Annotated in this window: 15 protein-coding genes and 1 pseudogene; 10 read left to right on the top strand and 6 right to left on the bottom strand. The window is 69.7% G+C overall.

Annotated features, from left to right (window positions below):
• From BM249_RS19520 to BM249_RS19530, 3 genes and pseudogenes are all read left to right on the top strand, one after another.
• Positions 1-351, top strand: a pseudogene (locus tag BM249_RS19520) (oxalate/formate MFS antiporter); the annotation flags it as partial.
• 147 nt (positions 352-498) lie between these two features.
• Positions 499-1,719: a zinc metallochaperone GTPase ZigA gene (zigA, locus tag BM249_RS19525; RefSeq protein WP_091975119.1), complete on the top strand. Its 1,221-nt coding sequence runs from the start codon at positions 499-501 to the stop codon at positions 1,717-1,719.
• A gap of 8 nt (positions 1,720-1,727) precedes the next feature.
• Positions 1,728-2,030 (top strand): hypothetical protein, encoded by a 303-nt coding sequence (locus tag BM249_RS19530; protein ID WP_425284856.1) that lies wholly within the window; start codon positions 1,728-1,730, stop codon positions 2,028-2,030.
• Positions 2,031-2,046: 16 nt separating this feature from the next.
• On the opposite strand, the gene BM249_RS19535 is transcribed toward BM249_RS19530, so the two are convergent.
• The 3 genes from BM249_RS19535 to BM249_RS19545 are packed head-to-tail and all read right to left on the bottom strand — an operon-like array spanning position 2,047 to position 3,570.
• Positions 2,047-2,739, bottom strand: coding sequence for an alpha/beta hydrolase (locus tag BM249_RS19535; RefSeq protein ID WP_091975123.1), 693 nt, complete (start codon positions 2,737-2,739; stop codon positions 2,047-2,049).
• Positions 2,736-3,113 (bottom strand): YybH family protein, encoded by a 378-nt coding sequence (locus BM249_RS19540; protein WP_091975125.1) that lies wholly within the window; start codon positions 3,111-3,113, stop codon positions 2,736-2,738. Before BM249_RS19540 ends, BM249_RS19535 begins: the two co-directional genes overlap by 4 nt.
• Positions 3,114-3,126: 13 nt before the next feature.
• Positions 3,127-3,570, bottom strand: coding sequence for an OsmC family protein (locus tag BM249_RS19545; RefSeq protein ID WP_244528875.1), 444 nt, complete (start codon positions 3,568-3,570; stop codon positions 3,127-3,129).
• Positions 3,571-3,895: 325 nt separating this feature from the next.
• Here BM249_RS19545 and BM249_RS19550 point away from each other — a divergent pair, with 325 nt between their 5' ends.
• The 4 genes from BM249_RS19550 to BM249_RS19565 all read left to right on the top strand — a co-directional run bounded on the left by BM249_RS19550 (position 3,896) and on the right by BM249_RS19565 (position 9,476).
• Complete coding sequence (locus BM249_RS19550; RefSeq protein WP_091975129.1) at positions 3,896-4,360, top strand: PAS domain-containing protein; 465 nt, start codon at positions 3,896-3,898, stop codon at positions 4,358-4,360.
• A 131-nt stretch (positions 4,361-4,491) separates the two neighbouring features.
• Complete coding sequence (gene frc / locus BM249_RS19555) at positions 4,492-5,742, top strand: formyl-CoA transferase (protein ID WP_091975131.1); 1,251 nt, start codon at positions 4,492-4,494, stop codon at positions 5,740-5,742.
• A 220-nt stretch (positions 5,743-5,962) separates the two neighbouring features.
• Positions 5,963-7,222: an HPP family protein gene (locus tag BM249_RS19560; RefSeq protein ID WP_091975133.1), complete on the top strand. Its 1,260-nt coding sequence runs from the start codon at positions 5,963-5,965 to the stop codon at positions 7,220-7,222.
• Between the two features lie 223 nt (positions 7,223-7,445).
• Positions 7,446-9,476: a YgiQ family radical SAM protein gene (locus BM249_RS19565; protein ID WP_091975135.1), complete on the top strand. Its 2,031-nt coding sequence runs from the start codon at positions 7,446-7,448 to the stop codon at positions 9,474-9,476.
• A gap of 138 nt (positions 9,477-9,614) precedes the next feature.
• Here BM249_RS19565 and ldtR read toward each other — a convergent pair whose 3' ends face one another.
• The 3 genes from ldtR to BM249_RS19580 form a co-directional block, all read right to left on the bottom strand.
• Complete coding sequence (gene ldtR / locus BM249_RS19570; RefSeq protein ID WP_091975137.1) at positions 9,615-10,124, bottom strand: transcriptional regulator LdtR; 510 nt, start codon at positions 10,122-10,124, stop codon at positions 9,615-9,617.
• Between the two features lie 164 nt (positions 10,125-10,288).
• On the bottom strand, positions 10,289-10,753 hold the full coding sequence (locus BM249_RS19575) for a DUF6163 family protein (RefSeq protein ID WP_091975139.1): 465 nt from the start codon (positions 10,751-10,753) through the stop codon (positions 10,289-10,291).
• Positions 10,754-10,813: 60 nt separating this feature from the next.
• Entirely contained in the window at positions 10,814-11,908 is a 1,095-nt protein-coding gene (locus BM249_RS19580; RefSeq protein WP_091975141.1) for an enoyl-CoA hydratase/isomerase family protein, read from the bottom strand.
• Between the two features lie 168 nt (positions 11,909-12,076).
• Between BM249_RS19580 and hemB the strand changes: the two genes are divergently transcribed.
• From hemB to BM249_RS19595, 3 genes are all read left to right on the top strand, one after another.
• Positions 12,077-13,135, top strand: coding sequence for a porphobilinogen synthase (hemB, locus tag BM249_RS19585; RefSeq protein ID WP_091975143.1), 1,059 nt, complete (start codon positions 12,077-12,079; stop codon positions 13,133-13,135).
• On the top strand, positions 13,132-13,506 hold the full coding sequence (locus BM249_RS19590; protein WP_091975145.1) for a hypothetical protein: 375 nt from the start codon (positions 13,132-13,134) through the stop codon (positions 13,504-13,506). Before hemB ends, BM249_RS19590 begins: the two co-directional genes overlap by 4 nt.
• Positions 13,507-13,592: 86 nt before the next feature.
• Positions 13,593-14,075 carry an RDD family protein gene (locus tag BM249_RS19595; RefSeq protein ID WP_091975147.1) on the top strand — a complete coding sequence of 161 codons (483 nt, stop codon included), beginning with the start codon at positions 13,593-13,595 and terminating at the stop codon, positions 14,073-14,075.
• Positions 14,076-14,136 lie beyond the last annotated feature (61 nt).

Raw genomic sequence — 14,136 nt, forward strand, 5'->3', positions numbered from 1 at the left:
CACGATCCCCTGTGGTTCGTGCTGCTCTCGGGCTTCGTGTTCTTCGCCTGGGGTGAGATCTACTCCCTGTTCCCCTCCACCTGCACCGACACCTTCGGCACCAAGTTCGCCGCCACCAATGCCGGCCTGCTCTACACCGCCAAGGGGACGGCCGCCCTCCTCGTCCCGGTGGCGAACTACCTGCAGCAGGCCACGGGAAGCTGGGACGGCGTGTTCCTCGTCGCGGCCGGCGCCAACATGCTCGCCTCGCTGCTGGCCATCGCGGTGCTCAAGCCCTGGCGCAAGCGGGTCGTGGCGCAAGCGCAGATCGCCCCCGAGACCGTCCAGGCGCCCCGCATCGTCACCGCCTGACGCCAACACCCTTCCATCGGAACCACGGGGTCGGACGCAAGTCCGGCCCCTTTTCGTTTCTGCCCTCCCCCGACCTCGGTTGACACGGGACGACGGAGCCTGTTGTGTAGATATGTTATATCATAACAATTCCTGGGTAGAGCCCCGATGCAGAGTTCCGATGCCCGCCTTCCGGTGACCGTTCTCACCGGGTTCCTCGGCGCGGGAAAGACCACCCTCCTCAACCATATTCTGAACAACCGCGAGGGTCGCCGCGTCGCCGTCATCGTCAACGACATGAGCGAGGTGAACATCGACGCCGACCTCGTTCGGGCCGGGGGCGCCGACCTGTCGCGCACGGACGAGCGCCTCGTGGAGATGACCAACGGCTGCATCTGCTGCACCCTGCGGGACGACCTCCTGGCGGAAGTGCGCCGCCTCTGCGAGGAGGGCCGGTTCGATTACCTGCTCATCGAGGGCACGGGCATCGCCGAACCCCTGCCGGTGGCCAGCACCTTCTCGTTCCGGGACGAGGCCGGGCAGTCGCTCTCCGACGTCGCGCGCCTCGACACCATGGTGACGGTGGTGGACGCCGTGAACCTCCTGCGGGATTACGGCTCGGAGGACTTCCTGCGCCAGCGCGGCGAGACGGCGGGGGCGGAGGACACCCGCACCCTGGTCGATCTCCTCGTCGAGCAGATCGAGTTCGCCGACGTCGTGGTCATCAACAAGGCCGCCGACGTCTCGCCCGACCAGCTCGCCCTGGTGCGCTCCGTGGTGCGGGGCCTCAATGGCGACGCCCGCATCGTCGAGGCGAGCCAGGGCCGCGTCGCCCCGGGGGCGATCCTGAACACCGGCCTCTTCGACGAGGAGAAGGCGCAGGAACACCCCCTGTGGTTCAAGGAACTCTACGGCGCCCACGAGCACGTGCCCGAGACGGAGGAATACGGCATCAGCTCCTTCGTCTACCGGGCGCGTCGCCCCTTCGACCCGGAGAAGTTCGACCGGTTCGTCCACGCCACCTGGCCGGGCCTGATTCGCGCCAAGGGCCATTTCTGGCTGGCGACGCGGCCGAACTGGGTTGGGGAATTCTCCCTGGCGGGGGCCGTCGCCAAGGTCGGCGCCATGGGCTTCTGGTGGGCCGCCGTACCCCGGGCCCGCTGGCCCGAAGCGGACGTCTTCGCCGAGCGCATCCAGGACGTGTGGAGCGACGTCTGGGGCGACCGGCGCCAGGAACTCGTGTTCATCGGCACCGGCATGGACCGCGACGCCATCACGGCGGCCCTCGATGCCTGCCTCGTCGGCCCGGCCGAGCCCCGGCGCTTCGATCCGGCGGCGTTCGAGCACCTGCCCGATCCGTTCCCGGTCTGGCAGCGCGGCGCCGCCTGATGGGGTTCATGAGCCGGGCGGACCTGCGCGTCCGCAACGCCGCCCGCTCGGCCCGCATCGCCGCGATCAAGGCCGATCTCGTCGTCCGCCTCGGCCTCGCCGAGGCCGACACCCTCTCGGTGAACGAGGTCGCCTGCGCTCAGGCCTGCTGTCCCGACCGGGAAACCCTGGTTCTGGTGATGCGGGACGGTGAACCGACCCGCGCCCATCGCATCGCCCGGCCCCTGGAGGCGGTGACGGACGACGACCTCGCGGTTCTGTGCGCCGAGGACGCCCGGTCGGGCTCCGCCCGACACCCGCCGAAGGGATGATCCTTGCGGAATCCCGTTACCCCATGGCGAAGGCCACCGCCTGCGCCACGATCTCGGGCTGATGGGCGTGCGGGCCGTCATACTCGACGCTCGTGACCGCGTAGCCGGCCGCACGCAGTTGCGCCACATGCGGCCGGGCGCTCCGCGCGATGGGAATCTGCTCGTCGCGCGTGCCGTGGGATACGAAGATCCGCGGCGCCCCGACCTGGGCATGCACCGACAGGAACCCCGCCGACGATGCGATGATGTGGGTGACCGCGTCGCCGTTGGCGAGGCCGAGGGACAGGGCGTAGCTGCCGCCATCCGAATGCCCCGCGAAGACGAACCGGGTCGGATCGAGGGGAAAACGCGCCTGCACCGCCGCGAGCGCCTCGGAGACCCGCTCGCGGTCGGGGCCGTGGCCGCCGATCACCAGATCCCAGGTCGGGAGCAGGGATTGGGGCACGAGGAGGAGGAAGCGTTCGGCCTGGGCATGGGCTTCCAGCATCGGCAGGATCCGCGTCGCGCTGCCGCCGCCGCCATGGAACAGCACCACCAGGGGCACGGGCCGGCCGGGGACGAGCCCCTCCGGCACCACCAGCACGGCATCGCGGGTGTCGAACAGACCGAGGTCATGACGCCCTGGCGGCAGGGGAGCGGCCACGGGCAGGCGGTGGACGAAGCCGAGGCGCCCCGTGAGTTCCGGCGGAAGGGGAATCGCCTCGCTCATGAGGCGGTCGCGGGCGCGAGGGGTTTGATCTTGAGCTGGTCGATGGCCCACAGCCAGGACCCATCCGCTTGGCGCCGGGCCGCCTCGCAGGAGACGACGCCGTTCGGCAAGCGCGCGAAGGTGAGGGCGAGGTCGCCGTTGCGCAGGGACGGCAGGGTCTCGGCGGCGGGAAACTCGGATTTGCGCGCGAGGAGATCGGCATAGAAGCCGCGAATCTCCGTATGCCCCGTGGCGACGACGGCCCCCACCGCCAGCACCGCGTCCGGTTCGTACAGGGCGACCAAACCCGCGACATCGCCCGCATTGGCGCGGGCGTTGAACAGGCGGGCGAGGTCTTCGGGCTCGTGGGCGCGCCCGTGCTCAGTGTCCGACATCTTTGGATTCTCCTCAACGCAGGCGCCGCCCCGTCGCGTCGGCGACGGAGACGGTGACGGGAATGCCGGCCTCGACGCTCTGCGACACGGTGCAGAAGCGTTCGAATTGTTCGAGCACCCGGTCGAGGCGCGGCAGGTTCTCGGCCGGTTCCCCCAACGCGATGGCGACCTCGATGCCGCCGATGCGCAGGCGCCCGGCCGCATTGCGCACGATCCGGCAATGGGCGTCCGCCCGCACGCCGTGGGCCTCCTGGCGGAACTTGCCGAGGGCGAAGACGAGGCTGGCGCACAAGCAGTTCGACACCGCCGCCACGAGGAGCTGCTCTGGGCACGGCCCCGCCCCCTCCCCGGCCGGCGGCGCCTCGTCCACGGCGAGCCCGGGGACGAGGTCGCCGAAATCCACGGTGAAGCGGTAGGCCGCCTCCTGGGTGATGCGGATGCCGGGGCCTCGGCCCACGGCCGGATCGCCATCGGGAAGCTGGGGAGGCCCCGTGGTCACCTCGGTGGCCTCGACAGGGAACGGCGAAGTCGGTTGACAGTCGGACATGCTTGGCATACCAAATACCAACAACGGGCCGACAGAAAAAGCAAGGCCCGCGACAAGTCCTCGTCAGACCCGCCTAAAGTCTCGTCGTGCCGCATCCGGCCCGGTGGAGATGGAAGGCCCGGAGGAAGCGACCATGCACTTGGACAGCCCCATCCTTCAAGGCGCCGCCTCTTCGCTGCACTTGCGAAAGCGTGCACTGCTCTGCAACAAATCCCCCGTCGACGTGGCTTGAGCCATGGCGGAGTCCGGTGAGGCCCTGCCCGGTGAGTCTTTGCCCCAGGCCATCGACTTCGCCGCCCTGGTGGGGGCCCTCGGAGACGCCGTGGTGGTGTCGGACCCGTCCGGCGCCATCGTGGTCTGGAACGCCGCTGCGACCCGGATCTTCGGCTACCCGGCGGAGGAAGCGCTCGGCCGCTCCCTCGACATCATCACCCCGGAGCGCCAGCGCCGCCGCCACTGGGACGGCTACGCCGAGACCATGCGCACCGGCATCACGAAGTACGGCGCCGACGTCCTGCGGGTGCCGGCGATCCACAAGGACGGCCACGCCCTCTCCATCGCCTTCACGGTGGCGATGCTGCACGGCCCGGACGGCGCCGTGACGGGCATCGTCGCCATCATCCGCGACGAGACCCGTCGCTGGACCGAGGAGCGCGATCTTCGCCGCCGCCTCGCCGAACTCGAATCCCGCGCCCCCTGAGGGCGCGGCCATACCGACCGCAAGGGTCGGCGGTCCCTCCGGGGCCGACTGCCTCACGGCCAACAGCAGAGCCCGCGCCAAGCGGACCGCGCCTTTCGATTCCACAACCGATCCAAACGGGAGAACGCGCCATGACGAAGCCGCTCGAGGGCATCAAGATCATCGATTTCACCCACGTCCAGGCCGGCCCCGCCTGCACGCAGTTGCTCGCCTGGTTCGGCGCCGACGTGATCAAGGTCGAGCGGCCCGGCGCCGGCGACGTCACCCGCACGCAGCTGCGTCACGTCGCGGATGCGGACGCCCTCTACTTCACCATGCTGAACTCCAACAAGCGTTCGCTCACCCTCGACACCAAGACCCCCGAGGGCAAGGAAGTGCTGGAGACGCTGATCAAGCAATCCGACGTGATGGTGGAGAATTTCGGCCCCGGCGCCCTCGACCGCATGGGCTTCTCCTGGGCCCGCATCCAGGAGCTCAACCCGGGCATGATCCTCGCCTCGGTGAAGGGCTTTTCCGACGGCCACCATTACGAGGACCTGAAGGTCTACGAGAACGTGGCGCAGTGCGCCGGGGGTGCTGCCTCCACCACGGGCTTCTGGGACGGCCCGCCCACCGTCAGCGCCGCGGCACTCGGTGACTCCAACACCGGCATGCATCTCGCCATCGGCATCCTCACGGCGCTCCACCAGAAGAACAAGACCGGCACCGGCCAGAAGGTCGCGGTCTCCATGCAGGACAGCGTGCTCAACCTCTGCCGCGTGAAGCTGCGCGACCAGCAGCGCCTCGATGCCATCGGCTACCTCGAGGAATATCCCCAGTACCCCAACGGCCAGTTCACCGACGTGGTGCCGCGCGGCGGCAACGCGGGCGGCGGCGGCCAGCCCGGCTGGGTGCTGAAGTGCAAGGGCTGGGAGACCGATCCCAACGCCTACATCTACTTCACCATCCAGGGTCACGCCTGGGCGCCGATCTGCCGGGTGCTCGGCCGCGAGGAGTGGATCGACGATCCGGCCTACAACACCCCGCTGGCCCGTCAGGACAAGATCTTCGACATCTTCGGCATCATCGAAGCCTGGCTCGCCGACAAGACCAAGTTCGAGGCCGTCGACATCCTGCGCACCTACGACATCCCGTGCGCGCCGGTGCTCTCCATGAAGGAACTCTCCGTCGATCCGTCCCTGCGGGCGAGTGGCACCGTCGTCGAGGTGCCGCACCCGAAGCTCGGCTCGTACCTGACGGTGGGAAGCCCCATCAAGTTTTCGGACATGAGCGTCGAAATCAAGGCCTCGCCGCTCCTCGGCGAACACACCGACGAGGTCCTGCTCGACCTCGGCTACACCCAGCAGCAGATCGAGCATCTGCATCAGGCCCGCGCGGTCTGAGGACCGGCTTCGGCCACGAGCGCGGCGGCGCGTCCCCCCGAGGGCGCGCCGTCCGCGTTTCTGGACGAAACCTGTGTGCGCATTCCCCTCTCCCCGCAAGCGGAGCGGAAAGGCTCCCTCCTTCCTCGACGCCAGGGGCGCCAGTCGCCTAGAAAACGTCCCCCGGTCTCTCGCAGCCGATCCCCAAAGGACGTCCCCGAACTCCAAGGCCCATCGCGACATGCGCCTGTCCCTCCGCCTCCTCTTGCCCGACGCGCCACCGCCGAGCGCCCGCGAGCGCCTGCGCTCGGCGGTCGGCGCCCTGGTCGGCATCCTGGTGACGGGGCTCGTCGCCCGCCTCGCCCTCGGGCCGGCCCCCGCCCTGCCGGCGCTCATCGCCCCCATGGGCGCCTCGGCGGTGCTGCTCTTCGCCGTGCCGGCAAGCCCCCTGGCGCAGCCCTGGTCGATCCTGGGCGGCAACCTCGTGGCGGCCCTCGTCGGCGTCACAGCGGCGAGGCTCATCGCCGATCCCGTCCTGGCGGCGGCGGTCGCCATCGGGGTCGCCATCGGCCTGATGATGAGCTTACGCTGCCTGCATCCGCCGAGCGGCGCCATCGCGCTCACGGCGGTGCTGGGCGGCCCGGCCATTCACGATCTCGGCTACGGATTCGTCCTGTGGCCCGTGGGCGCGAATTCGCTCCTGCTCCTCGCCGTCGCCCTCGCGTTCAACAACCTCACGGGACGCACCTACCCGCATGGGCGGGCGGATGCCCACGGCACCGGCGATCCCGCCCCCGCGACGCGCGGCGGCGCCACCCCGGCCGACCTCGACACGGTGCTCAAGGCCTACGATCAGGTTCTCGACATCGGCCGCGACGACCTCGCGGCGATCCTGGCGCAAGTCCAACTCGAAGCCTATCGCCGCCGCGCCGCCGGCCCGATCACCTGCGCGACGATCATGTCCCGCCACGTCGTCGGCATCGCCCCGCACGCGCCCCTGCAGGAGGCGCTCAATCTCCTGCGCCACCACCGGGTCAAGGCCCTGCCCGTGACCGACGAGGCCGCCCGCATCCTCGGCATCGTCACGCAGACCGACCTCCTGGACAAGACCGTGTGGGAGCGCCCCGGCCCCCGCCTCGGCCTCGTACGCCGCCTCGCCCTCACCCTGGCGCGGGGCCGTGCCCCCCATGGCAGCGTCGAGGACATCATGACGAGCCCGGTCCGCTCCGTCCGCCCCGAGACGCCCATCGCCGACCTCGTGCCGTGGATGCAGGATGCCGGCCTGTCCCACCTCCCCGTCGTGGGCCCCGACGACCGCCTCGTCGGCATCGTCTCCCAGGCCGATCTCGTGGCCGAGCTGCTGGCCGAAGCCGTGGGCGGCCGGGAACCGGAACGGCGCGTGCCGACCGGCGCCACGTCTCGTGCATCGATCCAGACCGAGGCTCCAGCCGTGTCTGGGAAAATTGATGCAAAAACAAAAGCCTCGTGCTCTGGCGCATGAACGAAGTGGTTGCGTCTCAGCACGAGGGTCCCGGCCCCGGGCGAATTGACCGGAGCCTGATTCTTTCGGCTTCGACGGTGCGGCTTTCCCGGAGGCCGGGCCTCGGCGGGCCGGATCGAACCGATGCCCCGCCAGGGGGCCGCCGGACCCGACCGATTTGCGGATGACCGCGCCACGTTCGCGGTTCGTTGAGCTTGCGGGCAGAGCGGCGTATGCAGGCGCCATGGAACTCCAAGCTTCCGCCGCCCCCGCCCCCGTCCCGGCGCTCTTCGCCTTCAAGCCGCCGCCCAGAAAGGCGGCGCCGTTTCTGCCCATGAGCCGCGCCGAGATGGACGCCCTGGGCTGGGATGCCTGCGACATCGTCCTGGTGACGGGGGACGCCTATGTCGATCACCCGAGCTTCGGCATGGCGATCATCGGCCGGCTGCTCGAATCGCAGGGCTTCCGGGTCGGCATCATCGCGCAGCCCGATTGGCACTCGGCGGAACCGTTCAAGGTGCTCGGCAGGCCGCGGGTGTTCTTCGGTGTCACCGGCGGCAACCTCGATTCGATGGTGAACCGCTACACGGCGGACCGCCGCCTGCGCAGCGACGACGCCTACACGGCCGGCGGCGAGGGCGGCGCCCGCCCGGACCGCTGCACCATCGTCTACACGCAGCGCTGTCGCGAAGCCTACAAGGACGTGCCGATCATCCTCGGCGGCATCGAGGCGTCACTGCGGCGCATCGCCCATTACGATTACTGGTCCGACAAAGTGCGTCGCTCGATCCTGGCGGACGCCAAGGCCGATCTCCTCCTCTACGGCAATGCCGAGCGCGCCGTGATCGAGGTGGCGAACCGCATGGCCGCCGGCGCGGCGCCGAAGGACCTCGATTCCGTCCGGGGGGTCGCCCTGTTCCGGCGCGTGCCCGAGCACTTCACCGAGCTGCCCGCCGACGACCTCGAATCGGCCGACGAGGCCGCCGCCCGCCGGCCGGGCGAGACCGTGATCCGGCTCCCCGCCTACGACGAGGTCAAGGACGACAAGGAGGCGTATGCCCGCGCATCCCGCGTGCTGCACCGGGAGGCCAACCCCGGTAACGCCCGCCCCCTCGTTCAGCGCCACGGCGACCGCGACCTGTGGCTGAACCCGCCGCCGATCCCCCTCACCAGCGCGGAGATGGATGCGGTCTACGACCTCCCCTACGCCCGCGCGCCGCATCCGTCCTACGGCGACGCCAAGATCCCCGCCTGGGACATGATTAAGTTCTCGGTGACGATCATGCGCGGCTGCTTCGGCGGCTGCACCTTCTGCTCCATCACCGAGCACGAGGGCCGCGTCATCCAGAACCGCTCGGAGGAGTCGATCCTGCGCGAGATCGAGTTGATCCGCGACAAGACGCCGGGCTTCACCGGGGTGATCTCTGACGTCGGCGGACCCACCGCCAACATGTACCGGATGGCCTGCAAGGACCCGAAGATCGAGGCGGCCTGCCGGCTGCCGTCCTGCGTCTTCCCGGACATCTGCCCGAACCTCAACACCTCCCACGACGACCTGATCCGGCTCTACCGCAAGGTGCGCGAGGTCGAGGGTGTCAAGAAGGTCATGGTGGCCTCCGGCGTGCGCTACGACCTCGCGGTTCGCAGCCCCGAATATGTCGAGGAGCTCGTCACCCACCATGTCGGCGGCCGGCTCAAGATCGCGCCCGAGCACACGGAGCGGGGTCCCCTCGACCTGATGATGAAGCCGGGCATCGGCACCTACGACCGTTTCAAGGAGATGTTCGAGGCCGCCGCCAAGAAGGCCGGCAAGAAATACTACCTGATTCCGTATTTCATCGCGGCGCATCCGGGCACCACCGACGAGGACATGCTGAACCTCGCCCTCTGGCTCAAGAAGAACGACTACCGCGCCGATCAGGTCCAGACGTTCCTGCCGTCCCCCATGGCGACGGCGACGACCATGTATCACACGGAGATCAACCCGCTTCAGGGTGTGCGGCGCGGCGGCAGCGAACCCGTCGACGCCATCAAGGGGCTGCGCCAGCGCCGCCTGCACAAGGCGTTCCTGCGCTATCACGACCCCGAGAACTGGCCCGTCCTGCGCGAAGCCCTGCGGGCCATGGGGCGGGCCGACCTCATCGGCCCCCGGCCGGATCAGCTCGTGCCGTCGACGCAGCCCTCCGGCACGGGCAAGCCCGGCGGCCCGCAGCGTGCGATGCGCCATCCGGGCGCGCCGCGTTTCACCACCAAGGGCGTGCCCCTGGGCAAGTAGCCTCGGGCCCATCATCCCGGGGGCGGCGCGGTCGCGCCGGCCCCCCAGCCGGCACCGCCGCGTGATCCATGCGGCCTTCGGTGGCGGCTTGCCCTTGCTTTCGGGGGAGCCCGTCGCGCCGATCGATCGGACCGCTCCTTACAGACGGTAGCGGATCTGGTCGGTCCAGAAGCGCTCGAGGCGGCTCAGGGCGGTGTTCATGCGGCCGAAATCGTCGTCCGAGATACCGCCGATGGGCTGAATGGTGCGGGCGTGCTTGTCGTAGAGGCTCTGGATGATGTCGTGGATCTGCCGGCCCTTCTCCGTGAGGCTGATCCGCACCGAGCGGCGGTCCGTGGTCGAGCGGGCATGGTGGAGGTAGCCGGCCTCGACGAGCTTCTTGACGTTGTAGGAGACGTTGGAGCCGAGATAGTAGCCCTTCGTGCGCAGCTCGCTCGCCGTGAGTTCCTTGTCGCCGATGTTGTAGAGCAGCAGGGCCTGGACGCTGTTGACGTCCTCGCGCTCGCGGCGCTCGAACTCGTCCTTGATCACGTCGAGGAGGCGGCGGTGCAGGCGCTCCACGAGGTGGAGGGCCTCCAGATAGGACCCGTGCGGCGCGGCTTCGGGGGCGGTATTCGTTTCGCTAACCTTGGCTGCCTGGGACTTCATCGCTGGCCTCGTCAGATCTTCGGGTTGCAGGGCCGGTGTTCATCGCCACCGCTCATGAACCCAACCTAGGCACCTCGGATGAAAGACGGTTTAAGCGATACGATGAATTTGCGATTTACCTCTGTCGGTAAACGCAAGATGAAGCGATTCGCGAAAGGCTTCGTTTACCGGATTTCGCGCGCCGAAAGCCAAGATAAAACGAAGTAGGCCGCCACGATGCTTGCCTCTCCGGCAAGATGCGGCACCGACATCGGCAGAAGATGTGGGGTCAACAGCGCGAGCGTCAGCGCAGAGGTGGCGGCGAGCAGCCAGACGACGCCGCCCCAGGCGCTCGTGAGCCAGAGGCCGACGGCCGCCATGGCGTCGATGATCGCGAAATAGACGATCACCGTCTGGCGCGCGCTCGCCTCGGACGCGAAGGGCGGCGCGCCGGGCAGCACGTCGAGGATCGCGGCCCAGTTGGCCACCGCCTTGGCGAGCCAGACCAGGGCGGTGAGGCGCATGAACCACACCAGCACCACGTCCCACCCCGCCCGGGGGGAACGGACCGCGCGTTCGATCCGGTCGTCGCTCTCCTGGGTGCGTCCACGGCCGTCCCGCGTGGCGCTCACCTTGGTCAAACTGCGCACGTTCGCTCCGTCCTCTCGTGTGGTCCCCATCGCGCCCGGCATCCGTCCGGGATCGCCGCGTCACGGGGCGCTTGGCGCCAAACCGTTCGATCCCTCGAAGGCGGACCGGATGGCCGCCCCGTCGACGTCGTCCAGGCGCGCCGGATTCCACACCGGCGCGCCGTCCTTGTCGATGAGGGCCGCGCGGACGCCCTCGAAGAAGTCGTGTCCCCGCATCAGAAACGCGGCGAGGCGGGCTTCGGCGGCCATGCAGGCGGCAAAAGACATCGCGGCACCGCGTTGCATCTGAAGGTGGGCGATGCAGAGGCTGGTCGGCGAGCGGGTCCGCATCAGGGCGGCGGTTTCCCGCGCGAAGGCGGCGTCCGCGGCGGACAGGGAGCCGTCATGCGCGGCGGCGTCGAGCCGCGAGAGGATGCCGGGAACATCGGCTTCCGAGAAACAGGCGTCAATGAGGGCGCGGTGGGCCATCACCGGCCCCGGCGGCGGCGGGGTGTCCGCATACGCCGCCAGGGTGTCGGCGACGTCGTCCCCGAGGGCGAGATCGGCCACGAGGTCGTCGAAGCGGGCGGCGGGCACGGCGTGGGTCGCCAGTCCGAGGGCCAGGGCATCGCCGGGGCCGATGGTCGCCCCCGTGAGGGCGAGGTAGTGGCCCGCGCGGTGGGGCAGGCGCGGCAGGGCATGGGTCATGCCCACGTCGGGAAAGAAGCCGATGCCGACCTCCGGCATGGCGAAGCGGTAGCCCTCCGCCGCGATCCTGTGCCGGCCATGGAGCGAGATGCCGTTGCCGCCGCCCATGGCGATCCCGTCGATGAGGGACACGATGGGTTTGTCGTAGCCCTGCACCAGGGCGTCGAGGGCGTATTCGCCGTGCCAGAACGCATCGACCTCGGCGTCCCGTCCGGCCGTGGCGAGGGCATGGATCGCCCGCACGTCGCCGCCGGCGCAGAAGGCACGGCCCCCGGTGCCCCGCACCACCACCCGGGTGACGGTGTCGTCCGTCGCCCAGGCCGACAACCGGGCGTGCATCGCCCGGATCATCGCCAGCGAGAGGGCGTTGAGGGCGCGCGGCCGGTTCAGGGTGATGAGGCCCGCCGCGCCGTGGCGCGCGAACAGGATATCGTCGTCCGCGCCCGTGATGTTTTCCGCGCCCACCATGGCGTCTCCTTCCCGAGGATCGCCGGCATAGACGAAGTTTCCGCCCGGCCCGTCAATCTCCCGCCCCGGAGGGCGCTGCGACGGCGGGCCGGGTTTCGGGGCCTTTCACGGATGTGATAGGCGGGCGGACCTCGCATCCCTGGCGATGCGGCAGGTCCGGATGAACCCATGCCCGACGAAACCCCGACCCCGCGCCCCCTCGCCCGCGAAGCCGCCGCGGACAGCGCCCGCCCCACGGCGCTCACCATCACCCAGCGCCCGCGCCGCAACCGCAAATCGGCCTGGTCGCGCCGCCTCGTGCGCGAGCATACCCTGACGGTGGACGACCTGATCTGGCCGCTGTTCATCGTCGAGGGGACGAACCGGCGCGAGCCCATCGCGTCGATGCCGGGCGTCGAGCGCCTCAGCGTCGACGAGATCGTGCGCTCGGCCGAGCAGGCCGCCCGCCTCGGCATTCCGGCGATCTCATTCTTTCCCTACACCGAGCCGTCCTTGCGCGACGCCACCGGCTCCGAATCCCTCAACCCCGACAACCTCGTATGCCGGGCCGTCCGGGCGGTGAAGCGGGCCGTGCCCGAGCTCGGCCTCATGACCGATGTCGCCCTCGACCCCTATACCAGCCACGGCCATGACGGCCTGCTGCAGGACGGCGCCATCCTCAACGACGAGACCGTGGCGCTCCTCGTGGAGCAGAGCCTGATCCAGGCGGAAGCCGGCGCCGACATCATCGCCCCGTCCGACATGATGGACGGGCGCGTCGGCGCCATCCGCACCGGCCTCGACCGGGCGGGGTTCCGCGACGTGCAGATCATGGCCTACGCGGCGAAGTACGCGAGCGCCTTCTACGGCCCGTTCCGCGACGCCATCGGCACCCAGGCGGCGCTCGTCGGTGACAAGCGCACCTACCAGATGGACCCCGGCAACTCGTCAGAAGCCCTGCGCGAGGTCGCCCTCGACATCGCCGAGGGCGCCGATTCGGTGATGGTGAAGCCGGGCCTGCCCTATCTCGACATCATCCGCCGGGTGAAGGACGAGTTCGGCGTGCCGACCTTCGCCTATCAGGTGTCGGGCGAGTACGCGATGATCGAGGCCGCCGCCCGCAACGGCTGGCTCGACGGCGAGCGCGCCATGCTGGAAAGCCTGCTGGCCTTCAAGCGCGCGGGCGCCGACGGCGTGCTCACCTATTACGCCCCGCGCGTGGCCGAGCACCTGCGCGCCGGGGCGTGAAGCCGACCCATGGCGGCCTCGCCGTCCTGCTCGCGCTCACCGCCTGCGCGAGCAGCGTCGACGGGCAGCGGGCAACCACCTGCCGCCGGGCCGTTCCGGCGCTGGCGCCGGCCGGAACCAGCGTGCGGATCCTGCGCATCGGCACCGGCGCGACGCCCGACGAGCTGCGGGTCGACTATGCCGTCGCGGGCCAGACGACCCTGGCGGCCCGCCAGCGCTGGGTGACGTGCGGGTTCGGGCCGGGCGCCGAACTCCTGTCGATCGCCACCGAGCAGGGGCCGATGAACGGGGCCGCCCTCTACCTCCTGAAGCATTTCTACCTCGACACTCCCGAGGCGGAAGCCGCCGATCCCCTTGCCGCCAAGCCATGACGGGGCACCGGGTGGGATCTTGAGAATCGGGCGTGCCGCGCCCACCTTGAGCCGAGGCAAGTTCGCCCCCGCGCGAGGAGCGCCCCATGCTCGAATCCCCCACGGGCTATGCCCCCCGTCCGCAGGCTCCCTACGGTGCGCCCATGGCGTTTCCCATCGTGCGGGCGAGTCTCGGCGGACGTGGCGCCGCCTATCTCCTCGACATCCTGTTCATCTTCGGCTTCACCGCCGTCCTCGCCCTGCTGATCACCGTTCTGGGCGTTCTCACCTTCGGCCTCGGCTGGACCCTGTTCGCCGTGCTGCCGGCGAGCGGCATCCTGTACAGCGCGCTCACCGTGGGGGGCGCCGGCCAGAGCACCTGGGGGATGCGGATGATGGGCCTGCGAGTGGTGAACCAGGCGGGAACGCGGGTCGACATGATCACGGCGGGCGTCCACGCGCTGCTGTTCTACGTCGCGATCTCGACCTTCCTGCTCTGGGCCCTCGATCTCGTCATCGGTCTCGTCCGTCCGGACCGTCGCCTCGGCCACGATCTCCTCCTCGGCCTCGCCGTGGTGCGGACGGCCTGACGAAATTCATCCGCGATGGCGCTTCCGATGTTGAGCCGGCGGGGGATGCGGATACACTCGT

Origin of the sequence: Methylobacterium gossipiicola, assembly GCF_900113485.1 — a bacterium.
Lineage (GTDB): Bacteria > Pseudomonadota > Alphaproteobacteria > Rhizobiales > Beijerinckiaceae > Methylobacterium > Methylobacterium gossipiicola.